The sequence below is a fragment of the Pseudomonas sp. MIL9 genome (assembly GCF_016887925.1).
Classification (GTDB): Bacteria; Pseudomonadota; Gammaproteobacteria; order Pseudomonadales; family Pseudomonadaceae; genus Aquipseudomonas; species Aquipseudomonas mohnii.
This window is the reverse complement of sequence record NZ_JAFEHE010000005.1, coordinates 164,967-189,880: the sequence shown is the minus strand read 5'-3', so window position 1 is coordinate 189,880 and position 24,914 is coordinate 164,967. Positions and strand designations below refer to the sequence as shown.

Below are 24,914 nucleotides of genomic sequence, written 5' to 3'. Positions count from 1 at the left end.
GCTAACTCCTGTTCGCATCCTTGGTTGAGTCTGAGCTTTCGCCGTGATGACTGTGTCCACCGTGGTGGTGCCCGAAAAAATGCATCAGCGGGCACAGCAGCAAAATCATATAAGGCAGTAAGCCCAGCATATGGCCGTAGTGTTCTCTGGCCAGATAAAACAGCGCGATCACCAACAGCATGCCCAGCGCTATGCCGGGTTTGCTCCTCCAAAATGCTGGAGAGGTTTTAGCTGAATGTGCTGAATTCATCATGGTTTTGTACTCCTGAGGGAGTTCTATCGAGTAGTACGGCGGTGTCGCTCTAGCCATGCTGGCCATGGTGACACCGCCGTTGCATTGCAAGCGCCGCAATCCTGGGTGGATAGCGGTCGTTACTTCTTCATTGGCATGTCCATCATCGACGACTGCTGATCCATCATCTTCATCATCATCTCCATCATTCCTTTACCCATGCCCATACCCATACCGTCCTTGGAGCCAGACATCCCCATCCCTGAGCCCATCTCCATACCCGTACAACCAGCAGCACCTTGCTGCTTACTCATCATTGCCAAGCTGTCCTTCATCGTCTTCATGCCCTCTTGCATAGCTGCTTGCCGTTCGGCTGGCGTCTTCGCCGCAGCAGCTTTGTCATGAGCCGCTTGCATTTTCTGCATTTGCTCGCTCATCGCTTTATTCATCGCCGACTCGGACGGTGCGCTGGCAGCCGTTGCGCTGGCAGGTGCGTCGGCAGGGTGATGTTCATCTTCGGCAGAAGCCATGAAGACGCTGCTGGCCAAAATGGCGGCAAGAACCAGTTTCAATTGTGTTTGCATGGTGAACTCCGGGTATTTAGAGATAAGTAGGAACTACTAAGCCGCGCCGAATTGGCGCAATGAAGCAGAGCGGCCACGGTGTGACCTCCCTGAAAGTCGGATTAATCGTTGAAACGGACGAATATCAGGCGGGCTGGAGGCCCCGATGGCGCGGGGCGCTTCAGTGCGAGTGCAGCGAAGGTTAATGTTTGAGCGGGGATAAGCAGCAGCATCGCAGGTAACAGCAAGGCAAGCGCCAAACTGGCGAGATCCAGTGTCGGGATCTGCGATGCGGGACTGATCGCGTTTGCTGCATCGGCACAATGCTTAAGGCAGCCGCTGGCATGCAGCGCATGTTCATCCACCTGTTGCAGCGTGGAAGGCTTCTCGTGCGTTGCACTCAGGCTGTGCTGCGGCTGCACCAGGCAGCCGTGAAATACCGTCACGATCACAGCCAACACCCACACCCCTAGGGTGAGTCGCAAAAGATTGCGGTAGTGATGACGGAACCAATACATGACGTGCTCCACGGGCTTGTTAGTCCCTAGTTGTTCCAGTGTAGACATCCAGGCAGTCGCAGAGTTGACTTCAATCAGGTAAGTGGGTTTTTAGGTGCGCTTGGGCAGCAAGGCTGTTGCTCGGCAAGCAGGTGTTGCGGTGGTCATGATGCCGAGAGTGCAATCTTCCCGAGTCGGTTTATTTCGGCAAAACTAAACTCAGCTTTCTTGGATGCAGGCCATCCTCGCCGGCTTTTCATCGGCAGGCTGTAGGCAAATTGGAGCTAAGGTTTGACGTTGATGCCGGCGGCGATCAGAGCGCTGCGTAAGGACTGAGGCGCAGCGAAAGCGAGTCGCACAACTCGAAACTGCCAATGCAGGACAATCGGTAAGTGCCATGAGAAAAAAACCTGAGCATCACCTTCAACTTCGAGTACGCGAGCTTGGGCAGTTGTTTAACTCGATGGATCCGACACCTTTTCTTAACAAGGATCTCGATCGCGAAGCTGAAGCGTTCATTGAAACTTGGGCTGCGGAATTTTCGTCGGACAGCCGGCTTCGTATCACAATCCACCTTGAACACCTACCAGCAGAGGGCGATCCAAGCGCAATCATGATTGAGGCAATCCACAATTACTTTGATCATAAGGCAGACCTCACGCGCAGTGAGTTAAAACACCTCCTTCGAGATGGCCGCATCAGCCTGGTGATCGGCATCGCCTTTGTTACCCTTTGCCTGATTGCCGTGGATGTCATTGGCCAACTGGGTACTGGCGCTGTAGTCGGCATGGCACGCGAAAGCCTAGTGATCGTTGGCTGGGTGGCAATGTGGCGGCCGCTGCAGATTTTTCTATATGACTGGTGGCCGCTTTTAAGATTGATTCGCGTCTACAAAGCCATCAGCCATGCACATATTCGAGTGGTGCAAGGTAAATAACTTATATCGCAAGCCGAAATAGGGTGTAAGCCCTATTCATGAATGCTGCAGAAGTGAACCGATCAGCACGAAACCTACGTAAAACACTAGACTCTGCAGCCAATACCGAGGCGGCTGCGGTTGATGTGATAGGGCTACGAATTAACACAGTGAATCAGCCCCTAGGCGGGCTGAGATAAAAGTAAATGCAGCCTTCATGCCGAAGTTTCCCCTGAATACAGGCGCATATACTCTTGGCACCGTGGCGATCGAAAAAGGCCTAGCTGCTCTGAATCAGTTCAGGGTGGCGGTTCAATGCCCAGAAACCAAGAACCTCGCGGTGGTATCGATGCCCGAGCCAGAACGAAAGACCATTACCCGCGATGGCACCTAATGTGGTGGCGACCAGCAATGGCCAGAGGAGCAATGCGCCGCTCGGCACCAAGGCACTGAGCGCGAGGATCACGGCTGTTCCTGTAACGACAGCGCCGATAATCGGGATTGACTCAGAAAGTGCCAGAAGAAACGCCGCCAGATAGGCAACATGCGGATTCGCCTTGAGAAACTCAATGATCGATGAGGCTAGGGACGTCATCATTCGCAGGCTGCCTATGCAATGTCGGTGATGAGGCGATCAAATGTACGTGTTTTCCCGATAAGCCGCCCAATCGTTGTTACGCAGGGGCCACGGCAGCGGGAAACTCTTCGACGCGCTTTTCAAAGCGTCCGAAATGCAACGCCAAAGTTGGTAACACCAACAGGTTGAGTGCTGTCGAGGTCACTAATCCTCCCAAGATAACGATAGCCATAGGCCCTTCAATTTCGTTGCCAGCAGCGCCACTAGCGAGTGCCAAAGGTAGCAGTCCCAACGCGGTCACCACGGCTGTCATCAGAATCGGTACAAGTCGCTCGGCTGCACCCCGTTGCGCTGTTTCGGGGCCCCATGTCATGCCTTCTTCATTCACCAGGTGTGAGTAATGTGAGATGAGCATGATGGAGTTGCGCAGCGTGATACCAAAGAGGGTGACAAACCCGACCAGTGATCCCAATGACAAGTTTCCACCGCAAACCAACACGGTCAATACACCCCCTACCAGGGCGAAGGGCAGGTTTACCAGGACTAAGACCAGCGCACGCATGCTTTTCAGGGCAAGGAATAGCAGCAGGATGATTCCGATAATGGCAGCCGCTGTGTAAACCAGTAAGTCCTGTTGCGATTGCGCACGGGCTTGTTCCTCTCCAGCAAACAAGACGTAGGTTCCCTTGGGCACCCTAGTGTCTCAATGCTGTGGCTATTTGAGGTAAGAGCGCAGAGCGGAGACGACTTGCTCGACATCTTCTTGTCTGCTTTCTGGAGAAACGGCATCAGGCCCAAGGTGCTCCCGAATATGCCCTTCGAGCACTTCTGTCATTAGGCCGTTAACGGCACCTCTGATCGCAGCGATTTGTTGAAGCACCGCTATGCATTCAACCTCTTTTTCCAACGCCTTCTCTAGCCCCATAAGTCGTGTGTGCAACGACGATTATTTAGTCGCTGAAACCTGCAGTGACTGATTCAACAGTGTGGTTTTTCGGGTCATAGATGTAGGCGGAAGCTGATTAGGAGCCAGGCCTTATGACCAGCCTAAGCCCACTCAGTAAGCTGTGCTTTGGCAGCGAGCAAAGTAACCTGAGCAGATGATTTCAACGCCTAACGCACACTTTCAAGTGTGCCTCCTACATTGACTGGCATAAGCCCAGTGAGATCCGGTCGATGATTCAGTCAAGCGCTTGTTAACGTACTGAATGCGGCAATTGTGCTGTTCGAGGGTGATCGTTGTGCTGCCAGGCAATGGATGAGGTCACCTGTGCGAGGGGTTAACTCAAGGGCGCCCTTGGACATGATCGCGACTAGGGTAGAGACCCAGGCCGTCATGGATCTGATTGGACTATTGGAGCATGGGGTAGTGGTTTGAGTGGTGACAGGATGATCCTGAGAGCACCGTGTTCGACAACCGCACCCGAAATGCAGGTCTGGCTGGAACCCTATTTCAATCAACTGCAGATCTAGGAAAAAGGGAACACAGGTTAGGTATCTGAACAATTCAGGTGTGACACCAAAGCTTCTTTCAATTCGAGCAACGCTTCTCGCAGTCGAGCGTCTTCGCGGGGATCGCCTGATGTTGGATTGAATTCTTCGGCGTGCCTGAGCAGGGCTTCCGCATCGTTTGTGTTGAGATCAAAAACAATCATGTTGAGTCCGGGGTTTTGGAGGAGGGGGCTCGTGTTAGCAGGCGTATCCGTGGCTGAGTTTTTCAAGCTCAGCCTTTACGAGTTCGTATCCCTCTTCTGTGCGAGAGAGCTCCAGTGGCGTGCTGCCTCCGAGAGCGGTTTTCGGTTGAGCCAGCCAGGTGTCGGCTTTCATTTTGTTGCCAAAGACCCGTTCGGCTTCCAGCTGAATTCGCTCAACGTAGTTCATCTTCTGGCTCTCATAAGGGTTGCCGGCGGCTGCTTGGTTTTTAGCCTGCGGTCGAGGCCGATGCCGGGGCCTTGGCGCAGTGTTCCCGAAACGCCTTGATGCCACGTTTGATGATCAGTATGCGTTTGATCATGAATTTGTAGCTTAGGTGGTCTAACTCAAAGAAGCGCTGATGTGCTGGTTGAGCCTATGCAAGGTGAATTGGATGATTATGCCGAATCTCCATGTGGTGTTGGATTTTTACCGGTCATGCCAGGGATAAATTCATGGTGTCCTGCGCGATATCGCTTGATGGTCTGTTGGTAGGGATGCTCTTTTAGGGACTTCCCTGAGAGCGCCGGAAGCGCAGGCCCTGGAGAGACTTGCGCTGTTACGGGGAGCATCTGGACAGTTGCCGTTTACTGACCCTGCTGACCTAGCACCGCCCTACGGTAGACCTGAGCAAGGTATTGAGCATTGCTCCCGAACTGGCGTGCTAATCGCTGCCAGCCATTTAGATCGACGACGGTGAGAATCGAAGTGCCGTCCGCTGCCCAATTACCAACGATGTGAGCTTTTACAGACTCTACGAACTCCTTCAGTGCGGAATAGAACTCCTTCCCTGCGAGCAACGTCGCCTGGACTTCGGGGTAACCGGCACTGTGCAGCAGGTCTGTTAGACCTAGCCGCAGAGCGTCCTCTACCCGCTGGAGGTCGATATACAAATATTGGAATGGGTCGAACGCCCGCTCAGGCATCCAGCCCACGCTGAAATCATAAGTTTCTAGCCAGGTTAGATCTGCCATGGTGATGCGAGATGGGACATAGCTCTGCAGCGCCCTAAGCGAGGTGATGTACTCGTCGGCGGATGGCGGCCGTACCATCGCCGCTAAATCAAAGGCGTTCGGAAAGATGTTCCGGAGGACATTGGCAGGAACGAAGCTGAGATCACTTGTCTCGTAATCCGCCCAATGTTTGACAATAACTGGGAAGGTCGTGCCATCGGGTCGGGTGTGGCGATACACAACGCCGCTGTTTTGTTGATCCTGAATGGTTGTGTGCCTGTTCGCTGTCGTGAACACCACGTAACACTGGATCGCACCCGCGTAGCCGTCGGTCTTTTCGACCTCAGTCAGTACGTCTTTCCAAGTGAAGGTGGTCTCAATCATCTTGCACTGACCTACCAGAGGTAAGGGCGAATTTTTAGGCACTAAGTCGACGCCATGCTGGCTTTGGCCTCGACTGCCGTAGGATTGATAGCCGACCGAGTGGCCGTGCTTGCTTGCAATTTCTTGCATAAAGTAACAGCAGAGCTGTTCCCATTGCTCCCAGAACTGAGGCTTCAATCCATTCATAACGACTCCGATTCCATGTAGTTGATGCCGCCGATGGTGACAGCCAAATTCCCGCCAAGAAAGTCTGACGTAGCGGCTCTATGATGTCACCCTAATATGTGGATGAGTGAATACGAGACACGCACTTTGGCCGAAGGCCCTTCAACCTTTCGCCAGCTCGCCCGCCTGCGTCATCGGGCTGCGAAGGCGTTAGCGTCCTTGGGGCCTACCTGGGATCATCCGGTTCCGTCATCATCACCTTACGGGGGCTCTGTGGGTGAGTTCGCCGGACGCTTACAGCTCAACGCCTAGGCAGCCTGTATAATCGCCGGATCATTGCCGGAGAGAACATGAATTCGTTGCCGATCGACGCTGCCTTGCCAGCGCTCCTAACAGCCCTTCGCGATCGCAACGAGGTTGTGCTCCAAGCGCCACCTGGTGCTGGTAAAACCACACGAGTACCCCTCGCTCTGCTTAATGAGCAATGGCTGGCCGACCAGACGATTATCATGCTTGAACCTCGCCGGCTTGCTGCGCGTGCAGCAGCAGAAAGGATGGCAAAGGAGCTGGGTGAGCAAGTAGGTGAAACCGTCGGCTATCGAATCCGCCTGGAAAGCAGGGTGGGTGCCAGTACCCGTATTGAAGTGGTGACCGAAGGAATCCTCGCACGCCGGCTGCAGGACGATCCTTCGTTGGATGGCGTTGGCCTGATTATCTTCGACGAATTTCATCTGCGGAATCTGGACGCAGACCTTGCCCTAGCGCTCGCCCTCAATGGCCGCGAGCTCTTTCGCGAGGACACGCCCCTGAAGGTGCTGGTGATGTCTGCCACGCTGGACGGTGAAAGGCTGTCCACCATGCTCAGCGATGCTCCCATCGTAACTAGCGAAGGCCGGATGTACCCAGTGGATGTGGTCTGGGGTAAACCCACGCAACAAGGAGAGTTTGTCGAGCCTCGCGTCGTCCGTGCATGCATTGACGTGCTAGAGGAGCAAACCGGCAGCGTGCTGGTATTTCTTCCCGGCCAGGCCGAGATCAGACGGGTACATCAAGATCTGCAGGAGTGGCTCAGCAAGCAATCCACAGAACAGGCTTCGCAGATTCTACTCTGCTCGCTCTACGGCGAGCTCTCGCTGAACGAGCAGCGCGCGGCCATCGAGCCTGCACCAACGGGCAAACGCAAGGTTGTGCTGGCCACGAACCTGGCCGAGACGAGTATCACCATCGAAGGCGTGCGGATCGTCATCGATACGGGCCTGGAGCGAGTGCCTCGCTTTGATCCGCGCAGTTCGATGACTCGACTTGCCACTCAGCGTCTCTCCAAGGCCAGCGCGACTCAACGGGCCGGTCGGGCAGGTCGTCTAGAGCCAGGGGTGTGCTACCGGTTGTGGTCTGAATCGCAGCATGAGCAGCTTACCAGCTTCAGTGCACCTGAGATTCAGCAAGCCGATCTCTCTGCGCTTGCCTTGCAACTGGCTCGCTGGGGTGTAACGCCAGATCAGCTTCACTGGCTGGATGCGCCACCAACCGCTGCTTATTCACAGGCGTGTGACCTGTTGCGGCGATTGGAAGCCCTGGACTCAAATGGCCAACTTACGAAGCACGGACAGGCCATGGCGCAGCTACCTGCCCATCCTCGCATTGCCCATCTGCTGATACGCGGCCATGAACTGGGCTTGTCAGAGCAAGCGTCTGATCTCGCAGCACTATTGGGGGAGCGAGATATTCAGCGCGGGGGAGGTGCTGATGTTCATAGCCGACTGGCAATACTCTCAGGGCATCGGGTGCACCGGGATGGTCAAAGAGCCAAGCAGCTATCTAGGCAGTACCGCTCGTACTTGCAGGGGCGTCCGCTGACACCCGTGACAAATTATGACGATCCGAAGTGGGTCGGATGTCTGCTTGCGCTGGCCTACCCGGATCGTATCGCTCAACAACGGCATCCGGGCGGCGCGCAATACCGCCTGAGCAATGGTCGGGCGGCGATGTTCGGTGATGTCGACGCACTCATGAAGCATGCTTGGCTGGTGGTGGCTGATTTGGGAAGCCGTCAGGGGCAGCGCGAGGAGCGGATTTACCTGGCAGCTGATCTCGACCCGGATCTGTTCGAGAGTGTCTTGGCCGATCAAGTTTGCGAACTCGATGAGCTGGACTGGGATGAGCGCGAGGGCGTCCTTCGTGCGGAACGCCAGCGCCGCATTGGTGAGCTTGTTCTCTCCACCGCCCCCCTGACCGACCTCTCTGATGAAGCGCGCGGCTTGGCTTTGCTGAACTATGTGCGCCGTAAGGGGCTTGAACTTCTCGCCTGGACGCCAGAACTGCGCCAGTGGCAAGCCCGTGTGGGGCTCATGCGGGCGCTCGATTTGGCCAGCCAGGGTGTCAGCGATTGGCCGGATGTGACTGATGCCGCTTTGCTGGCAGGGCTCGAAGGATGGCTCCTGCCTTACCTAACCGACGTCACGCGATTGAGCCATTTCGCTCGGATTGATCTGTCGTCTGCATTGACAGCGTTACTGCGGTGGCCGCTACCTAAACAGCTCGAAGCCTTGGCCCCGCAGACGTTCCAGGTGCCCTCTGGCTCGAATATCCGGATCGACTACAGCGAGCAGCCACCCGTGCTTGCTGTTCGCCTCCAAGAGCTCTTTGGGCTCGCGGATACTCCGCGCATCGCGAATGGGCGCCAGGTGCTGAAGCTTCACTTGCTATCACCCGCGCGGCGGCCTGTGCAGGTTACTCAGGATCTGGCCAGCTTCTGGTGCACGACTTACGCGGAGGTGAAGAAAGACCTGAAGGGCAGGTACCCCAAACACTACTGGCCTGAAAATCCATTGGTGGCGGAAGCCACGGCGCGGGCGAAGCCTCGGGGTACGTGATCACTGGCTTGGGGCAGGAGCCGATGAGTTGCTGCCTATGGCATTGCCTGGGTTTTGCTACGCTTTTGCTCGGCCTTTGTTGGACTATTGCTCACTGCTTGGCGTTTGGTCTGGCGTCGCGGCTACAACGTTTATGCCTACGCACGCGCGGTCGCAGGTGTCCCGCCTCTCAATTCAGCTACGGCGAGATCCTCTTCGTGCAGTGATTGCAGGAGGTCAAGCTCTATCGAGTATTCATCAATAGGCATCCCTTCTTTCAAGCGCTGACGTAGTTCTCTCTCACGCATAAAGTATCCAGCCATGGCGCGCTTGATATGAATGGAAGTTACCGTGGCTGAATAATCACTAAGCGCAGCCAAGGCCAAGTGCAGATAAGTATTTATGGACGATGCATTGATGTGGCCCGTCCACTGGATAACCTCTTCTTTGAAAATGGTTGTGTTAAGGAGGAGGGTTTTGCGGAAGTCATCAGGATTGTTGATTTGATGTTGTTGAACGAAGTCGATAAAGTATTCGGTAACGAATCGGTGACGGAACATATGCGGGCAAATCTGCGATTCAATACCCGATAGGGTTTTGATTTTGTATATTTCGTTGTAAAGCGTTTTGCTGGTTAAAGGCTTGCCAGTAGTTTCCGATACGAAAAAGAAGCGATGATCCTTTCTATCCCTGTACACTTGCTTCATGATGGTTCTGCGTTGTTTTTCGATGAAAGTGTCCAGGAGTTGAAGAAGGGTTGGTGTTACAGGGACTTGTCTGAAAACTTTCTCACCACCTCTTTTTAAAGTGGTCATTCTTAAGGTTGGCTGAGCCATTGCCTTAGCTGTCTTAACGTCGTCGATCATGAGATTGGCGATCTCTGAGCGCCGGGCGCCCGTGTCTGTCAGGACATCAATCAATAACGAACGCCTGGCCTTGACGAAGTTAGAGTCTTGCGATTTTCTGGATGTTTCTTTCAGGAAAATGATCTGCTCAGTGGTAATCGGGTTCCTTGATTTTCGGCGCGCGGGTGGGCCGAAAGAATGATGAACCAAGTAGGTACGCTTGGATTTGTTTCCAAACCCATCAATGAATTCAAAGGTTTTCGTCTCTGCACGAATTCGGCCATCAGGGGATACGAAATCATTGTAACCATGGAGGCGGCCCACAAAACCCAGGAAATCCAACCATACCCGGCCAATTTCGGTGATCGAATCTTCAGTGCGTTTCGCTACGGAAGGGTTCTTTGGAGATGGCTCTACCCGCAGCTCTTCGATATAGTCCCCGAAGTTTCCATCGTTCAACATTACCGGATCGCGACTATCGCGGTAACAAAGACGCAGCAACTGACCAAGCTTGGCAGCGTAGTCCCCCATTGTTCCTCCGCCGTCGCCAGAGCGTGATAGGCCGCGTGCTCCGCCACGCCCCTTTCTATTAAATAGGGTGAGCATGTACAGGTTGCCGATTATACAGGGTGAGCCATTCGGCCAGCTCATGAAAGGAATATTGGTGGCATCGCGCATCAATATTCGATCGACGGAGAAGCTACCGAATGTTTCGTGTTTACCTAAAAGCGTATAAAGCTTCTCGGAAGTACGATCTGAGTACTCACTTGCGGTAGTCATTGATGTCCGTCACCGTCGAAGGTGTATATTTTTGTTGCGCGGGCATGTCGGTCAGGTTGAACGGGGGGATGCATAGGCTGGTAATGGCCAAAAGTGTTGAAATGGCATCCGATGCCCATTTCTCCCGGGTTAAAGGATCACTCACAGTGCTGATGCTTTTGATCTGTCCCATCGACTCCTGAAGTGCTCGGAGGAGCAAGAAATTGGTCTGACGAAGCATGTCGAGCTCCTGCTCATGATCGGCGACCCGCTGTTTCAATCCGTCCTTCGTGCGCTTGTTGCTCTTAGTTTTCTTCCGCTCATGCCGCTCGATCGCTTCGATGGCTTTAACACGAAGCGTATTCAGGGTGTCGAATCCACCAGTCAGTGCTTCATCACTGTACTTCTTGAGGGTGTTCAGGCTCGTAGGGAAGGTCTTGAACTCATGGCCGTCATCGGTATTCATAGCGCGATCAAGGCCTGCCAGGGCGCCTTGGGTCTTCAGGGCGGCAATCAACGCCTCATCCCCCACAAACGCGTGAGGGGTGGTAATGACCTGGCTCAGCAGGCGCTGTAGGGCCAGCGCCCCCGCTCTGGCACTTTCAGCGCGAGATGATTTCTTGTCAGTCATGCTGCCTCCTGGTACTTGAGGCGAGAAACGATCTTCATGTGGGTGCCATCGGTATCGGTGAAGAATTCGGGCTCGATTTCAATCATGCCTTTCTTCATCAGATCACTGATGTAATCTTCAAGTTCAGAGGTGGCAATCAGCGTGTAGTTGTCGGTCTTGTAATGCTCTTTAATTAGCTCCACAAGCTCTTTGAAGTTCTCAGTATTGCCAATGTGGATGTTTTCAGCAGCATGCTGCGCAGCAGCGGATGCGAGAATGGCACCGTCCGTACTTTCAGTGATGTAGTTCCAGATATGCTTGATGTCGGTGTGACCCAACATCCATCTCAGCGTATCGATGTTTGAAAAGCTTCCGCAATAGAAGAACAGCATCGCGAAGAAGCGACGCATCTGGTGTTGACGCAGGTACCAGCGCTGGCCGAGTTCATTGAGCGGCATCTCAAAATAGTCGCAAAAAATATCCAGGTTGCGGTTGTGTGCAGTATTGCCTGTGTCAACCAAACTTCGTTGGCCACGCATGTGGGGGAGGGCAAAGAGCGTTTTATAGGACTTGATATACCCGATACGCAGAAGAATTTTCTGCATTTTGACGAGGTTCTTGATCATGTCCCCAGCGATGGGTTCGATCGGTCGTGCTTCGGTGCGACGATGGCCGAACAGGTGTTTACTGCTCTTTGCGTTGCCGAAGTACAGCCATTCGCCGCATGCGCTCAAGCAGGTGTTGGCTTTGAGCGTATAAAGCTCGCTGACGCGGCGGGCCATGAGCACGCCAACCGTCAACTGGATTCCACCCACGTAGGTAGCAAGCAGGTCGTAAAGACCTACATTATTCCTGAGTTTGGTAAAGTACTTTGTTTTATCCCCTTTGATCGACTCGCGTAATGTTTTGGTGTCGATGATTCGCGAGCTCAGCGATAATTGCGTGACACCGAGGTTCACCAGGTAGGGGCCAACAATTTTTTGTACTTCAATTTCTGAGAGGGTCGATGGAGCGACGTTACGCTTTTGGCACTCCAGGGCAATTCGACAAAAGCCCTTGATGATTTCCTCACCATGTTCAATATGGAACTCAATCGCATGCCGCAGCGATGTAAATACCATGTCGGAGGGCACAGTCCTGAAGCGACCCTTTGTTCCCAGCTTGGGAGCGTGGGCGTCAGCTTCCACCAGGGCTGAAACCTGAGGGGCGGGAAGTCCAATCTCGTGGAGGGTTCCAAGGTTGTAGAGACTCGACCGATAGGCAAAGTAGGTCTGGTCACGCATCAGCGAATTGGCGGCGGTGTGCGCCGGCACTCCAGGGTATTCACGCGTGAACATCGACGTGTCGTCGTTGAACCCTAGAATGTTATGTGCAGTTTTGGTCTGGTTCTTGCCCCACAGGCATTGCGGATAAAAGACTTGAGACAGGCTGATTGTATTGGGTTGATAACCATAGTCGACCTGAGGGCTTCCGTACATCCCGTTCATGTACAAGCAGGCACGGATCGGAGGGATCAGATCGAACGGAATGCCAAGTTCGTCCTCATCTTTCTGTTCGTTAGTCAGGATTAGAAGCTGGGGGCGTGCCTTGAGAGTCTCAACAATTTTGCTTTCGCTCGTCTCTTTGAGCAGGCTGTAGCAGTATTCCCTGAGCCTCGGAGTCCAGTTGTAGACTGACTCGGAAATGGAGGTGTTCTTTGATAGGGTATCCAGCAACTCGATCAAGTTGCCGCCCGTTAGCCCGGCCAGGCCATACTTGGATATCCGGTACCTGGCATCGTTGAGCAGTAAGAAGTCAATGATGTGACATGCACGCCAGAATTGCCTTGCCTGTTGCCCTTTTAGGTCGTTGGTTTCGCCAGTGTCACTTTCGTTGCGAGTGCTGGACGTCAGGAAGTACTTGAACCCCTGCAGGGTGGCCTTATTTTTTTCATCAAGCAGTGAGCTGCCGTCAGACATCGTGACGTTCCAGTCCAGCTCCTTGGGGCTTTTCTTGTACTCAAAAGAATACTGCCACACCGGGCTATCGAAATCATTCAATAGCCAAGCTGCTGACTTGTACTCCTCGCGCGGCGTTCTGAGGAGTGGTTCAAGGAAGGCGAGTTCAGGCGGCAACAGCATAGATGAGGTTCTCCATTTGAGCTGAGTCAATTTGGGTGCGTGCAGTTGCCAGGTAATCTTGAAGGTCAAACTCGTTCCCGCCCGTGATGTCGTTGACCAAAAGGTTGCTCAGTTTCGCCCAGTAGAGTGCCTTAGCACTGATCTCATCGCGGCGCGTAGAGAGGCGCACTGCTTCTTCAATCGAGAGCAAGGTGGTCAGGATGCCGACGTCGAGTGAGATGACGACCCGGTCGGCTGCTTCTTTATCCTCTGGGGACGACCTAGCTGGCTTCGGATTCTTGAGCAATTCCGGGTCGCGCATGCTTTCGGGGATGTCCTTGAGCGCGTTGTTCTCCAGGAAGGTGTGAAGCTCATCCATGGTCTGGAAATTCGAGACTCTGAGAAGGTACTTACTGTCTTTCATCGCCATGCAGACGATCCCCCGCTGGAAGACTCGAATCCACCGGGTCTGGAAAAATGCCAATATCGGCTCGGGCAGATAGCTGCTCAGTAAATCCAGCGACACGTCGGTATGCCCCAGTGCCTTTGCTGTTTCGGTGATGCTGTTGCTCTCGATATAGACCAGCACCGCTCTGGTTGCCCTTAGGGACGTGATCGAGATTCGGCAGATGTATTCCTCCACCTCTTCCTGCGGAAGCTTGAGGTGGTGGGAAAACTCGTCAACGAGATGCTGGTAACGCGTCGCCAGGGTGCCTGCGTTCCAATTGGTTGGCGTCATGTGCGTAGGGTGCGTCAGTCCGCGTGAGCAGGCGATGAACAGGTACCGCCAGGCATCGTCGCCCTGCTCCCGGAGATATTCTCGCAAGGGCTGTGTTGCCCTGATCACCTGCCGTACTCGCACGGCATCTCTAGGCTTCAGCTTGATCTTGATCTCGCTGAGCTTTCCGCCTTTGCGATCCTTGTAGCCGGTTAGCTGGTAATAGCCCTCCAGTTTCACGAACCCATGAAGATCGCCCTTCTTGTCGTAAAGCTCTAGGTTGTCGATGCACGATTGTGTAATGCACGGGTAGGCATGGACGAGTAGGAGCTTGTACGGATACAAATCATCTGGCGTCGGAACATGCAGGAAGCTATTCAAAAACTCCCTGTTCATTTTTTTCCCGAAGCGCTTGGAGAAGTCTCGTTTTACGTAGTCAAAGCCGTGTTTATTGAATGCGGCGCATACGTCAGCGGGGTTGAGATCTTCAGGTCGAGAGTGTGTGGGGTAGATGATCTTTTCCGGATTTCCAGACTTGGCTAGGCGGTTTCTGGCTTTCTGGTTGTTCGAAGTTTCCCAGGCTCGCGCATTAGCCCACCGATAAAGAATATCGTTGTCAGCTTTGATCTCTTTGAATAGAAGTTCAATAGCTTGAGTGTCGGTAATCTGGTACGGAATTTCGGTGATCAGTTTTGACTTGATGATCTCGCCTTTGCGGTTCTTCTTTTTATTGGTGTCCTCACCAGCCACATTAATGATTTGAGGTTTTGGCAACGAGCCTGCGAAAGGTTTGGCCCAAGTACCTCCGGACAACATTGTCGAGTTGACCAGGTTGATGAAGGCTGCGTAAGACTTGGTTGAGGCCGCAAGGTCGTTGCCCTGCGCCAGTTGGTCGTTGAAATACCAGACCATGAAATCCAGGAACAGATGCTTGATCTGAATCGGGTCTCGAAATGCTTCGACGGGCCAACTATCCGGTCGTTCGGATACAAAGTTCAGAAATGCACTGAACTCACTGCATCTCGGACGCCGCATCTTGATCGTCCATTGGCACAGGGCTTTGTAAGCCTGCTCTGTGAATTCCGCGCCGTGAGAGATCCAGAGGTTCGCGAAGGAGATATAGCTGGTTTTGCCTTTGGCGCTTTCGACGGGCCAGCCATTCCAGAACCTGACCGCTTGTGGGTCGAGATTTTCTTTGGCGGCAGCCCAGTAGCCAGCGTTTGGCTTTGGCCAGCCGTCCTTGCCCTTGAAGGTCGGGAGCAGAGGAACCTCTTTGGCCATCTCATGGATGAGCCTCACGAATTCACGGGCGTACGAGTTTCGAAAGCTTTGGGTGATCTCAACGAAGGTGTCATCTGACAAAGCGCCCAGGAAGCCCCTGATGGTGCGTTCGAAAGCAGGCGAGGACATCCCGACGTAGGTGACTGGGGTCTTCGTGATGTCGCAGTATGCATCGAACAGCTTGGTCAGCTGGCCCATCCCGTCACGGGCTATCGGGGCGTAGCAGCGGTGCATCAGGGCGATCACGTCATTGGGCAGGGTGGTGAACGGATAATTCACCAGAGCGAGGGCTCCTTTGATAATTGTCAGATTTTTATCCACAGTATTGATCGTCTGTAATCCTTGTGATATCTATAGTCTCGTAGTTTTGACAAGGTAGTGCAAGTGGCAAAATGTTGGAACGCAGCCTCGACGCCGACCTGGCGTTGGCCCTGAGCCTCAATGGCCGGGAGCTGTTTCGCGACGATCAACCGCTGAAAATCCTGCTGATGTCCGCGACCCTGGAGGGCGAACGCCTGGCCGGGCTGCTGAACGATGCGCCGATCCTGCGCAGCGAAGGGCGCATGTACCCGGTGGCGATGCGCTGGGGGCGGCCGTTCCAGGCGGGTGAATTCATCGAGCCACGGCTGGTGCAGACCATTCTCGAAGCCTTGAACGATGAAACCGGCAGCGTGCTGGTGTTCCTGCCGGGGCAGGCTGAAATTCGACGCGTGCATCAACAGCTGGCCGATGCGCTGGGCGATAACCCTCAGGTGTTGCTCTGCCCGTTGCACGGCGAACTGGACCTGGCCGCGCAGCGGGCGGCGATCGATCCGGCACCGGCGGGCCAACGCAAAGTGGTGCTGGCCACCAACATCGCCGAGACCAGCCTGACCATCGATGGCGTGCGCGTGGTGATCGATGCCGGGTTGGCGCGGGTACCGCGTTTCGACCCTGGCAGCGGCATGACTCGCCTCGACACCCAGCGTATCTCCAAGGCCAGCGCTACCCAGCGGGCGGGTCGCGCCGGGCGACTGGAGCCCGGCGTGTGTTATCGCCTGTGGTCGCAGGATCAGCATGAACAGCTGGCGGCCTACGGCAGTGCGGAAATTCTCTCGGCGGATCTCGCCGGTCTGGCCTTGCAACTCGGCCGCTGGGGCGTGACGCCGGGGCAACTGGTCTGGCTCGATGTGCCGCCCGCCGCCGCGTACGCTCAGGCGCAGGACCTGCTCGAGCGTTTGGGCGCACTGGATGGCGAAACGCTGACCCGTCACGGTCAGGCCATGGCCGAGTTGCCGGCCCATCCGCGCATCGCCCATTTGCTGTTGCGCGGCCAGGCCCTGGGTTTGGCAGACATGGCCTGCGATGTCGCAGCACTGCTCGGCGAGCGCGATATCTTGCGCGGTGCCGGCGCGGATCTGCACAGCCGACTGGTGCTGTTGTCCGGCGAAGCGCGCGCCGCTCGCGGTGCCCAGGGCGGGGTGCAGCGGGCGCGGCAACTGGCGCGGCAATATCGGGGCTATCTGCGCGGCAAGGCAACGGCGCCAGTCAGTGACCCGGATCACCCGCGCTGGCTCGGTGCGCTGCTGGCACTGGCCTATCCCGATCGCGTCGCCCAGCAGCGCCGCGCGGGTGGCGCCGAGTATCGCCTGGCCAACGGCCGTGCAGCCCTGTTCGCCGAAGCGGACAGCCTGATGAAGCAACCCTGGCTGGTGATCGCTGACCTTGGCAGTCGTCAGGGCCAGCGTGAAGAACGGATTTATCTGGCGACGGATTTCGATCCGGCACTGTTCGACTCGGTGCTGGCCGAACAGGTGCGCGTGGTCGACCAACTGGATTGGGACGAACGCGAAGGCGTGTTGCGCGCCGAGCGTCAGCGCAAGGTCGGGGAACTGATCCTCAGCCGCGAACCGCTGACCGGCCTCGATGAAACCGCCCGCAGCCAGGCGCTGGTCAATCTGGTCCGCCGCAAGGGGCTGGAACTGCTGCCGTGGACGCCGGAACTGCGTCAGTGGCAGGCGCGGGTCGCCTTGTTGCGCCAGTTGGATCTGGCGGGCAAGGGCGAGAGCGAGTGGCCGGATGTCAGCGACGCCGCGTTGCTCAAAAGCCTGGAGCACTGGCTGATGCCGTATCTGGGCAAGGTCTCGCGGCTCAGTCACTTCGCCAATCTGGACCTGTCGAGTATCGTTCATAACCTGCTGCCCTGGCCGTTGCCGCAACGGCTCGACGAGCTGGCGCCGCATCATTTGAGCGTGCCGTCGGGCTCGTCGATCCGTCTGGATTACAGCGAACAACCGCCGATTCTGGCGGTGCGTCTGCAAGAGCTGTTTGGCCTGGCCGAGACCCCGCGCATCGCCGGTGGCCGGCAGGTGGTCAAGCTGCATCTATTGTCCCCGGCGCGGCGACCGGTGCAGGTGACCCAGGACCTGGCGAACTTCTGGCGCAGCACCTACGCCGAAGTGAAGAAGGACTTGAAGGGGCGCTACCCGAAACTATTCCATAAGTTAGACCCTTGGGTTGAATCACTTAACAAAAAAGGATTGACAAAAAAGGATTGATATTCATCTCGTAACTGTGAACATTGACGCATCTACGCATTGAGAGGCGGATGTGCACATGTCGTCATACGAGAACTCTGCTCATACAGGCAGGCTGGTCATTGTCCCTCGAGTGCGGGATGCTTTTGCTGATCTGTACGTTTCTAACAAACCTCGTGGAGCGACCCCCACGCTCTTGGTAGCCACTCAGCCACCCATTGAACTATTCCAGGTCAATGAGTTTGGTAGCAAGAACGGCGAGCGCGATGTGTACAACTTCCCTGTGTTGTTCCATCGCTGCGGTCTGCCGTGGATCGAGGCGAACTCATATCTTCTTAACCTCGTCAAAAATAAGCATGCACGGACTAGGCCGACAGACAAGGCCCGTCGCACTGCAAGCAGGCTCTTAGACTACCTGTTGTTCTGTGAGGATCAGGAGATTGATTGGAAAGACTTTTCCGGCAAGCGACCACCGCTTAGACCAACATACCGCTATTTCAGGCATTTGATTGATGATGGCGGAAAGTCTCCTGCGGTAATTAACCAATATACAAATATCGTATATGATTTCATTAAGTTTGTTTCGTTGAATTGGCACTATGAAATTGATATGGAGCGCGTTGATACGGTAAAGAAAGTTAGGCTCTTGCTGGAAAGTGGTCGCGGAGCCAGGATGATTGAAGTTGAAAAGCGCAGCCAGACGCTTCCAACGTCTAAGGAAAGTAATGTTCCCATTGGCTTTGTCCGTGACGATGGTGAAGATTTAAGACCGCTCACCAATGAACAGCTTTCCGAGTTGTTGGCGATAATAGATGATGAGAGAAATTGGTCGCAGCAGGAACGACTGATACTTCTTGTTGCATTGATGACTGGCGCGCGGAAGCAGACAGTCCTGACCTTACGTATGAAGCACCTTGAGGGTTTTACAGAGGACAATCTTCATCGTGACAAAACATACCATCTGCATGTGGGGCCTGGGACTGGTATTGATACCAAACGCGATAAGCCTCAGATGCTTCATGTACCGAAGCAACTGGCTGATGACCTGAAGGTTTTTGCTAGCAGTCCTATGGCAGTCAAGAGACGGGGATTGTTGCGCGAGAAATTAAAGAAAGAGCATAGCAGTCTTGAAGCGTTGAATGATGACGATATGTATGTGTTTCTATCTGATCAAGGTAATTGCTATTACATGGCGGAAAGTGATCCGCGTTATTTAGAGGTTAAGTCAAGGCCGACGGGGCAGGTGACCGAAACCATAAAACGAAAATTGATTAAGTATGCATCAAAAGAATTTCCTCTTGGTTTTACGTATCATTGGTTAAGGGCAACCTTTGCTTTTCAGTTGTATCAGCATTTGCTGCCGTTATTGGCGTCGGGGCGCTTGCAATATGGTGAGGAGGTTTCACTTGTTCAGAGGCGCCTGTATCATTCAAATCGAGAAACGACAGAGAATTATCTGAAGCTCTTTCGATTGCACTCTGATAAGTTGGCTGCTCAAGAGCTTTACGAAGATGAGATTTTCGGATTCGGAGACTACAGTGATCTGAGATTGGAGAGCGCTAATGAGTGATTTGGACCAAATGGTTATCCGTGAAACGGATGTGGTCACCTTGTCTCAGCTAGGACAAGATTTTCTGTATCCAGAGCGTTTGCGATTGAAGCTTGATCCTCGTGCCATTAAAAGCCCTATTGATATAGGTTCATTTGCCTATTCGGTTAGGTACATGGGAGTCAGGTCATGCAGGGAAGGGGTTCCAGTTGTTATTGGATCGTTCATTAGTGGTCGGAGGATGCTGGTAAGAACCATTGGTGATTATTTCAATACTGGTGGATTAAGAGATAGAAGCATCCTTGGTGAGTTTAAAAGTTTTAAGTTTGTATTGGATTGGTGTGATGCCAGTGGGCATGTAGACGCGTTCGACAATGTAAAGTCTGCTAGGGTGGCATACAAAGGATTTAGAGAATTTCTTCTGCATCAAATTTTGGCTCTGGGGAAGTTAAAGCCAATCAGTTGCTTTGCTCGTCAGAGGGCATTTAAGCTTCTTATTGGTCTTCACTTCAAAGATGGTGCTGATTATATTACAAGAGGCGTGCCTGGTATTAAGGCGAACCGGAAAAGCCCTGAGCCTCCGAGAGAAGATAATGTAAAAAGCTACATAAATGTCTGCATTGATGTTGCGTCTCGATTTAGTTCTTTTGTCATGAGCGGGGAGCCATTCCCCTGTCGGGTTAAATTTTCAGGTCTAGAGGCTGTAGTTTTCCCTATTTATGGCGCGACGCTAACCCCGTATTCGAATGGTAAGAGGCTTCACTGCCTTAATCTCGTGGAAGCACGGGTGGCTACGCCAGAAGAATATATGGCTAGTGGAGCACGAGTTAGTAAGCTGGATATAATTCGCCGGTCGCTTGGCGATACGCAAAAAACCATAGATGAAGCGAATACGGATCTTCGGCATGAGCAAAGGATGCGTTTGGCATCCATGTCTGCCAGTGCATATGCATGTCTTTTTATTTTGATTACAGGGGCAAATCCTAGCGAGTTTGTGCAGTTTGAATATGCAGAAGCTCTTGAAATTGAGCGGTCGGCGATAAAGAAAGAGTTGACGGCGGTGAAGTTTCGGGCGAAGGGAAGGACGACGCGCTATCCAATCGGTAGAAAGGGGCTTCAGTTGCTAAGAGCCTATTTGAAGCTAAGACAATGGATGCTTAACGGACAGAGCTGCGAGTATCTTTTCTTCAGAATGCGTAAGGATGGGGTCTATTCTGGAGAATATAGTCAGTTGAACGAGAATTTTTCTAGTGCATTTTTTAGGCGGCTTAGAGGAGTGTATTTGCCACCTGATGCGAAGAATATCCCAGCATCTGCGGTAAGAAAGTTCAAGAGTTTGGTTTTACATGAATTGAGAGTTTCGCCATCATTAGTAGCCGAGTCGCTGAATCATTCACAGCGTACGAATGCATCAAATTACTCAGAAACCACGGTGGAACGGCAAGAGCAGGAGTTCGGTATCTACTGGGAAGCTGTGCGCAAGGCTGCGGAGGTGGTTCGAGAGCGTGGTGCCAAGGAGGAGGCTGCCACTGTTGTAGGGCACTGCGAAGACTTCAATCATCCAGTGCAAACACGCGAGGAAGTGCCGATTCAACCGAATTGCGAGACGCAGTACGGGTGCCTCTATTGTGAGAACTATATGTGTCATGCGGATGAAGAGGATGTTCACAAACTCCTAAGTCTTCAGTACGTTGCTAACGCAGTGAGGAAAACTACCGCAGATTTACAGCATGCCGAAAGGCTATTCAAGGACCTTTCTATTCGCATTGAGTTTATCCTTGAAGCTGTCTCCGAGCGCTCAAAGGAGAGTTCGACCCTAGTCGCTGAAGTTAAGTACAGAGTGCAAAAATTGGGCGATCTGACGCCTTTTTGGGAGAGGCGCTTGCAACGTTATGAGAAGGTGGGGGTGGTATTTTGAGTTCTACGTTTTTTAGTGATTTGTTCTCTGGCGTGGCGGGAGTCGGCTCTGTTCCACCGGATCCTTATGATGAAGAGGACGGCGTCCCTCCTGATAGCTTTGTGATGTGTCGCGATAGAGATGGGAATGCTACAGCGGTCTATGGGGATGATGTGTGGGATTTCAATCCTTATCGCCTTAGCGCGAACAGAGTTAATTTGTTTCGGTTTGACGGCATGTTGGATGGTGAGGGCGTTGAACGGCGGCGCTTGATAAATGAAGTAAAATATATTTTTTTCTGCCTTATTTTTTATGTAAGTGCGGGGCATATTGGTCGGCTTAGCCCGTCTTCTTTGTTACAGTATTATACTGTTCTTCGCTCTGCCGTTCGGTATTGTTATGCGCAGAGGGATAGAGAAATGGTCGGGGTGTTGTCACTCCAGCAACTTTTTACTATTCCGGTATATCTTGCTGCCTTCCTCAGGGAATGTAAGATGTGTCAGAGTAAGGTCAAGAAGCTTCGTGCGCTGCTGCGGCACTTAGTTTCGGTAGGGGAGAAACGCCTTGGGTATCGAATTCAGGGTGTTTTTGATGTGGATTTCGGATTGGAAGGGTATAGGGAAGGATTGCAGCACCCTGTTATACCAACTCGTATCTATCTTGAGATAATAAATATTCTCGGTGATAGGGTTGATCAGATTTTTTCTGGTATTGATTCTCTTGAGGAGTTTATTGCCTCCTTTGAGGATAGAGTTTACGGCACAAGTATCAATTTTCAACGCTGCACTATGAAGGTTTCGAAGCGGGATGTCCGGCCTATATTTGAGGAAGCTATTGCGCAGCACCAGTTGAATAGCGTTTTTGCTGGGGATTTTATCTGTAAAGAGCGAATGGGGTTGTCGTTAGCGTTAGCTAAGGTCCAGTATATTATTAAAACTATTATCCACACCTATACAGGGATGCGCGATCAAGAGGTCGCGAGACTTCCGTATAATTGTCTTTCACAGTCTGTCGTTGTTCCTGATACGACGGATAGTCGGGGTGTTGTCCGAGATCGAGCAAGGATGGTTGATCTTATATCCACCACGACAAAATTTGAAGGGTACAGGCAAGTCGAGGCTTGGCTTGCCACTGAAGACGTAATTAAGGCGGTCAAGGTGGGGCAGGCAATCTGCCGAGGTCTTTCAAAAATTTATAAGACTGATGTCAATGATATGCCGCTTTTCCTTAATCCATCAATCATTGTGAGAAAAGGCGATATAGAGGTTGGCGTTACGATTTGGAGGGTCGAAGCAAAGCCTGAATCACTGGCAACATCAATTCTGATTGAACAGTCGGATTTGGCTGAGCTTGCGGCCACCGACCCAGGAAGAGATTTTTCTGCTGAAAACTCTTTTGCCGTTGGCATGCCTTGGAATTTAACTAGTCATCAGTTTCGACGCTCACTGGCATTTTATGGTAGCAGTAGCGGCTTTATATCACTGCCTAGCTTGAAGAAACAGTACAAACACATGACGTTACAGATGGCGCGCTACTATGCCAACAATTTTGAAAATCTCAAAACTATCTTTGGCTATTACGATTCGGAGAAGAAAGAGTTCGTTCTACCCCAGAATCACATGGCGTATGAGTTTCAGATGGGAATGCCGATGAGTGTCGCCTATGACATTCTGACGGAGGTTCTGGGAGAAAACATACCTCTCTTTGGAGGCGTTGGAAGTTACATCAATAAGCAGCGTCAGCGCCTTGAAAGCGGGGAGGCTCAAATTGCTGATGTGCGCGCTGAAACGATGAAGCGGGTCGCTAATGGTCACCTCCGATATCGCCCAACGCTGCTCGGTGGTTGCACTAAAGTTGGGGAGTGCGATTCCTATCTTCTTGGTGACTTTACGACCTGCTTGAGCTGTGAGGGCTCAATCATCAAACCTCAGAAACTAGATGAAGCTATTAAAGACGCTGAAAGAGAACTTGCGGTGTACGAGGAAGGTTCTGGCGAGTATCAGATTACAAAGGGTGATTGGGATAGACTGGTTCGATACAGACATCGTCTGATTAATGTTATGGAGGTTGAATGATGTCTGGTGGGATCACATCTGACGGCGTTAAAATATGCGAGGCGGCGTTTGAGCGCCTTAAAGCGGGGTGCCCAGTCATTTCCGCACATGTAGGTATCGACGGATCAAAGATCACGGCAGGTATTGTTAGTGTTGAGGCTGGATTCGATCGTGGTTATTTGAAAAGGTCTCGCGGCTCGCACATGCCTTTAATTGCCAGAATAGAGGCCTATCGAACAGAGTGCAGCACGACAAGCAACTCTAAGGCTTTACAGATTAAGCGCGCCCAGAATAAGGCCGGGAGGGCTGTGGTTGAGCTTGAACAAGCCCGAGAGCAACTTTACCAAGTGCTTACGCAGAATCTGCAGCTAGTTGAACGTGTAAAGGAATTGGAGAATAAATTGAAGCGCTATCAAAGTAGCTTGGATTTTTAATTTGAGGGAGTGGCGTATTCGTAAATTCATGCCTGTGCAATGGCCAAAAAATTAGTAACCAGAGGTAGCCATATCCAGTTCTTTCATCAGATATCTTGTCTCACTTTGAAGGGCCACAAGCGTCCTAAGTTGATCTTCAATTACCAAAGCGAACACACCGAAATTTGGGAGAGCAAGGTGCTTCAAATGGCCCGGGGGGATTCCGTGGAGTACGGTGATGAAGCGGGAGCCCTTGTGAAGCTCAGTCAGTGATCGACTGCACCCTAAAAGCCCTCTCAACCATGCTTTTTGCTCTAAAGGATCCTTGATTACCGCGGCGTTATACTGAATAAAATAATTCAGACCCTGGCACTTCCCCACAATGTGCGAAGAATCATGGTTGATTGAAAACCAGGTATTTGCACAGTTGTGCCAACCCTTTGCATTCGACCTGAAGGGCACTGTGCATAGCACAGCCCCTTCCAGCTGAGTTTTCGGTTAGTTGGCTTCTTTCACTGCGCTAAGGAACGCGCAAGTTCGTTCCTGTTGCGGGTGTTCAAAGATCTGCGCGGGAGTGCCCTGTTCGTGAATCTGCCCCTTATAAAAGAAGCATACGCGATCGGCGAATTCCCGGGCGAAGCCCATCTGGTGCGTGACCATCAGCATCGTCAGGTTGTGCTCGGCGCCGAGTTTGCGGATCACGTTAAGTACTTCGCCGCACAGTTCCGGGTCGAGTGCCGAGGTCACTTCGTCGAACAGCATGACTTTGGGCCGCATGGCAAGTGCCCGGGCGATCGCCACCCGCTGTTGCTGGCCGCCGGACAGCTGCGAAGGGTAATGGCCAAGCTTGCTGCCCAGCCCCACCAGTTCCAGCAAGTCTGCTGCCCGTTCGCGCGCTTCAGCGGGTTTCATGCCAAGGACTTGCACCGGCGCTTCGATGACATTTTGCAACGCAGTCATGTGCGGGAACAGGTTGAAGCTCTGGAACACCATGCCGATCTTGCCGCGCACCCGGCGGATATGCCGATCATTGGCCGGCACTAGCACACCGTTGCGATTGGGCATGTGGGTCAGCAAGTCATCCTCGATGCGGATCAACCCGTCATCGATGCCCTCGAGCGTCATCAGCACCCGTAATAATGTGGATTTACCCGAGCCGCTGGGACCGATAATCGCGACTTTCTCACCCGGCGTGACGTCTAGGTTCAAGTGGTCGAGCACGGTGAAGTTGCCGTAGCTCTTGGTGACGTCCTGAAAGCTGACGATCGGCTTGACCGATCTGGTTTCCTGCATGGCCGTGGCCTCCTGCGAATGCAGCGGGGTCGGGTTGCTGCGCCGGGAA

The 24,914-nt window shown here is 53.1% G+C and carries 20 protein-coding genes and 2 pseudogenes; 8 read left to right on the top strand and 14 right to left on the bottom strand.

Annotation, left to right across the window (positions count from 1 at the left end):
* Window position 1: 1 nt before the first annotated feature.
* From JQF37_RS07450 to JQF37_RS07440, 3 genes are all read right to left on the bottom strand, one after another.
* Window positions 2-253 (bottom strand): DUF2933 domain-containing protein, encoded by a 252-nt coding sequence (locus tag JQF37_RS07450; RefSeq protein WP_204149592.1) that lies wholly within the window; start codon window positions 251-253, stop codon window positions 2-4.
* A gap of 119 nt (window positions 254-372) precedes the next feature.
* Window positions 373-816, bottom strand: coding sequence for a hypothetical protein (locus JQF37_RS07445; protein ID WP_204149591.1), 444 nt, complete (start codon window positions 814-816; stop codon window positions 373-375).
* A gap of 101 nt (window positions 817-917) precedes the next feature.
* On the bottom strand, window positions 918-1,313 hold the full coding sequence (locus JQF37_RS07440) for a hypothetical protein (protein WP_204149590.1): 396 nt from the start codon (window positions 1,311-1,313) through the stop codon (window positions 918-920).
* Between the two features lie 376 nt (window positions 1,314-1,689).
* Between JQF37_RS07440 and JQF37_RS07435 the strand changes: the two genes are divergently transcribed.
* Window positions 1,690-2,229, top strand: coding sequence for a hypothetical protein (locus tag JQF37_RS07435; protein ID WP_204149589.1), 540 nt, complete (start codon window positions 1,690-1,692; stop codon window positions 2,227-2,229).
* Between the two features lie 259 nt (window positions 2,230-2,488).
* Here the strand turns inward: JQF37_RS07435 and JQF37_RS07430 are convergent, their stop codons facing one another.
* The 3 genes and pseudogenes from JQF37_RS07430 to JQF37_RS07420 form a co-directional block, all read right to left on the bottom strand.
* On the bottom strand, window positions 2,489-2,806 hold the full coding sequence (locus tag JQF37_RS07430; RefSeq protein ID WP_239142512.1) for a hypothetical protein: 318 nt from the start codon (window positions 2,804-2,806) through the stop codon (window positions 2,489-2,491).
* Window positions 2,807-2,882: 76 nt separating this feature from the next.
* Window positions 2,883-3,479, bottom strand: coding sequence for an efflux RND transporter permease subunit (locus JQF37_RS07425; protein WP_275424135.1), 597 nt, complete (start codon window positions 3,477-3,479; stop codon window positions 2,883-2,885).
* A gap of 21 nt (window positions 3,480-3,500) precedes the next feature.
* Window positions 3,501-3,704: pseudogene (locus JQF37_RS07420) on the bottom strand (metal/formaldehyde-sensitive transcriptional repressor); the annotation flags it as partial.
* A 285-nt stretch (window positions 3,705-3,989) separates the two neighbouring features.
* Here JQF37_RS07420 and JQF37_RS07415 point away from each other — a divergent pair.
* On the top strand, window positions 3,990-4,163 hold the full coding sequence (locus tag JQF37_RS07415) for an antitoxin Xre/MbcA/ParS toxin-binding domain-containing protein (protein WP_204149611.1): 174 nt from the start codon (window positions 3,990-3,992) through the stop codon (window positions 4,161-4,163).
* A 112-nt stretch (window positions 4,164-4,275) separates the two neighbouring features.
* Here the strand turns inward: JQF37_RS07415 and JQF37_RS07410 are convergent, their stop codons facing one another.
* The 3 genes from JQF37_RS07410 to JQF37_RS07400 all read right to left on the bottom strand — a co-directional run bounded on the left by JQF37_RS07410 (window position 4,276) and on the right by JQF37_RS07400 (window position 6,000).
* A complete protein-coding gene (locus JQF37_RS07410) occupies window positions 4,276-4,440 on the bottom strand; it encodes a hypothetical protein (protein WP_204149586.1) in 165 nt (54 codons plus the stop codon).
* Between the two features lie 34 nt (window positions 4,441-4,474).
* A complete protein-coding gene (locus JQF37_RS07405) occupies window positions 4,475-4,666 on the bottom strand; it encodes an MbcA/ParS/Xre antitoxin family protein (RefSeq protein WP_204149585.1) in 192 nt (63 codons plus the stop codon).
* A gap of 398 nt (window positions 4,667-5,064) precedes the next feature.
* Complete coding sequence (locus JQF37_RS07400) at window positions 5,065-6,000, bottom strand: hypothetical protein (RefSeq protein ID WP_204149584.1); 936 nt, start codon at window positions 5,998-6,000, stop codon at window positions 5,065-5,067.
* 329 nt (window positions 6,001-6,329) lie between these two features.
* Here JQF37_RS07400 and hrpB (JQF37_RS07395) point away from each other — a divergent pair, with 329 nt between their 5' ends.
* Window positions 6,330-8,852, top strand: coding sequence for an ATP-dependent helicase HrpB (hrpB, locus tag JQF37_RS07395; protein WP_204149583.1), 2,523 nt, complete (start codon window positions 6,330-6,332; stop codon window positions 8,850-8,852).
* 137 nt (window positions 8,853-8,989) lie between these two features.
* Here hrpB (JQF37_RS07395) and JQF37_RS07390 read toward each other — a convergent pair whose 3' ends face one another.
* From JQF37_RS07390 to JQF37_RS07375, 4 genes are read right to left on the bottom strand one after another with little or no spacing between them, the layout of a single operon-like run.
* Window positions 8,990-10,456 (bottom strand): site-specific integrase, encoded by a 1,467-nt coding sequence (locus JQF37_RS07390; protein ID WP_204149582.1) that lies wholly within the window; start codon window positions 10,454-10,456, stop codon window positions 8,990-8,992.
* Window positions 10,440-11,066, bottom strand: coding sequence for a hypothetical protein (locus JQF37_RS07385; protein ID WP_204149581.1), 627 nt, complete (start codon window positions 11,064-11,066; stop codon window positions 10,440-10,442). The genes JQF37_RS07390 and JQF37_RS07385 overlap by 17 nt, the downstream gene beginning before the upstream one ends.
* Window positions 11,063-13,165, bottom strand: a complete 2,103-nt coding sequence (locus JQF37_RS07380; protein ID WP_204149580.1) for an integrase — start codon at window positions 13,163-13,165, stop codon at window positions 11,063-11,065. The genes JQF37_RS07385 and JQF37_RS07380 overlap by 4 nt, the downstream gene beginning before the upstream one ends.
* Complete coding sequence (locus JQF37_RS07375; RefSeq protein ID WP_204149579.1) at window positions 13,149-15,464, bottom strand: hypothetical protein; 2,316 nt, start codon at window positions 15,462-15,464, stop codon at window positions 13,149-13,151. Before JQF37_RS07375 ends, JQF37_RS07380 begins: the two co-directional genes overlap by 17 nt.
* A 77-nt stretch (window positions 15,465-15,541) precedes the next feature.
* Here JQF37_RS07375 and hrpB (JQF37_RS07370) point away from each other — a divergent pair.
* The 5 genes and pseudogenes from hrpB (JQF37_RS07370) to JQF37_RS07350 form a co-directional block, all read left to right on the top strand.
* A pseudogene (hrpB, locus tag JQF37_RS07370) lies at window positions 15,542-17,680 on the top strand (ATP-dependent helicase HrpB); the annotation flags it as partial.
* A gap of 58 nt (window positions 17,681-17,738) precedes the next feature.
* A complete protein-coding gene (locus tag JQF37_RS07365) occupies window positions 17,739-19,229 on the top strand; it encodes a site-specific integrase (protein ID WP_060764147.1) in 1,491 nt (496 codons plus the stop codon).
* Window positions 19,222-21,126: a hypothetical protein gene (locus JQF37_RS07360; RefSeq protein ID WP_076965236.1), complete on the top strand. Its 1,905-nt coding sequence runs from the start codon at window positions 19,222-19,224 to the stop codon at window positions 21,124-21,126. Before JQF37_RS07365 ends, JQF37_RS07360 begins: the two co-directional genes overlap by 8 nt.
* Window positions 21,123-23,180, top strand: a complete 2,058-nt coding sequence (locus tag JQF37_RS07355; RefSeq protein ID WP_081095727.1) for an integrase — start codon at window positions 21,123-21,125, stop codon at window positions 23,178-23,180. The genes JQF37_RS07360 and JQF37_RS07355 overlap by 4 nt, the downstream gene beginning before the upstream one ends.
* Window positions 23,180-23,593 (top strand): hypothetical protein, encoded by a 414-nt coding sequence (locus JQF37_RS07350; RefSeq protein ID WP_307847834.1) that lies wholly within the window; start codon window positions 23,180-23,182, stop codon window positions 23,591-23,593. The genes JQF37_RS07355 and JQF37_RS07350 overlap by 1 nt, the downstream gene beginning before the upstream one ends.
* Window positions 23,594-24,070: 477 nt before the next feature.
* Here the strand turns inward: JQF37_RS07350 and ehuA are convergent, their stop codons facing one another.
* Window positions 24,071-24,865, bottom strand: coding sequence for an ectoine/hydroxyectoine ABC transporter ATP-binding protein EhuA (ehuA, locus tag JQF37_RS07345; RefSeq protein ID WP_060764057.1), 795 nt, complete (start codon window positions 24,863-24,865; stop codon window positions 24,071-24,073).
* Window positions 24,866-24,914: the final 49 nt, after the last annotated feature.

Bases quoted from the DNA above. Each gene is read 5' to 3' on its own strand.
- JQF37_RS07400 (WP_204149584.1), bottom strand. From the start codon at position 6,000: ATGAATGGATTGAAGCCTCAGTTCTGGGAGCAATGGGAACAGCTCTGC.
- JQF37_RS07360 (WP_076965236.1), top strand. From the start codon at position 19,222: ATGAGTGATTTGGACCAAATGGTTATCCGTGAAACGGATGTGGTCACC.
- JQF37_RS07410 (WP_204149586.1), bottom strand. From the start codon at position 4,440: ATGATTGTTTTTGATCTCAACACAAACGATGCGGAAGCCCTGCTCAGG.
- ehuA (WP_060764057.1), bottom strand. From the start codon at position 24,865: ATGCAGGAAACCAGATCGGTCAAGCCGATCGTCAGCTTTCAGGACGTC.
- hrpB (WP_204149583.1), top strand. From the start codon at position 6,330: ATGAATTCGTTGCCGATCGACGCTGCCTTGCCAGCGCTCCTAACAGCC.
- JQF37_RS07440 (WP_204149590.1), bottom strand. From the start codon at position 1,313: ATGTATTGGTTCCGTCATCACTACCGCAATCTTTTGCGACTCACCCTA.
- JQF37_RS07365 (WP_060764147.1), top strand. From the start codon at position 17,739: ATGTCGTCATACGAGAACTCTGCTCATACAGGCAGGCTGGTCATTGTC.
- JQF37_RS07405 (WP_204149585.1), bottom strand. From the start codon at position 4,666: ATGAACTACGTTGAGCGAATTCAGCTGGAAGCCGAACGGGTCTTTGGC.
- JQF37_RS07350 (WP_307847834.1), top strand. From the start codon at position 23,180: ATGTCTGGTGGGATCACATCTGACGGCGTTAAAATATGCGAGGCGGCG.
- JQF37_RS07385 (WP_204149581.1), bottom strand. From the start codon at position 11,066: ATGACTGACAAGAAATCATCTCGCGCTGAAAGTGCCAGAGCGGGGGCG.
- JQF37_RS07445 (WP_204149591.1), bottom strand. From the start codon at position 816: ATGCAAACACAATTGAAACTGGTTCTTGCCGCCATTTTGGCCAGCAGC.
- JQF37_RS07435 (WP_204149589.1), top strand. From the start codon at position 1,690: ATGAGAAAAAAACCTGAGCATCACCTTCAACTTCGAGTACGCGAGCTT.
- JQF37_RS07380 (WP_204149580.1), bottom strand. From the start codon at position 13,165: ATGCTGTTGCCGCCTGAACTCGCCTTCCTTGAACCACTCCTCAGAACG.
- JQF37_RS07430 (WP_239142512.1), bottom strand. From the start codon at position 2,806: ATGATGACGTCCCTAGCCTCATCGATCATTGAGTTTCTCAAGGCGAAT.
- JQF37_RS07450 (WP_204149592.1), bottom strand. From the start codon at position 253: ATGATGAATTCAGCACATTCAGCTAAAACCTCTCCAGCATTTTGGAGG.
- JQF37_RS07390 (WP_204149582.1), bottom strand. From the start codon at position 10,456: ATGACTACCGCAAGTGAGTACTCAGATCGTACTTCCGAGAAGCTTTAT.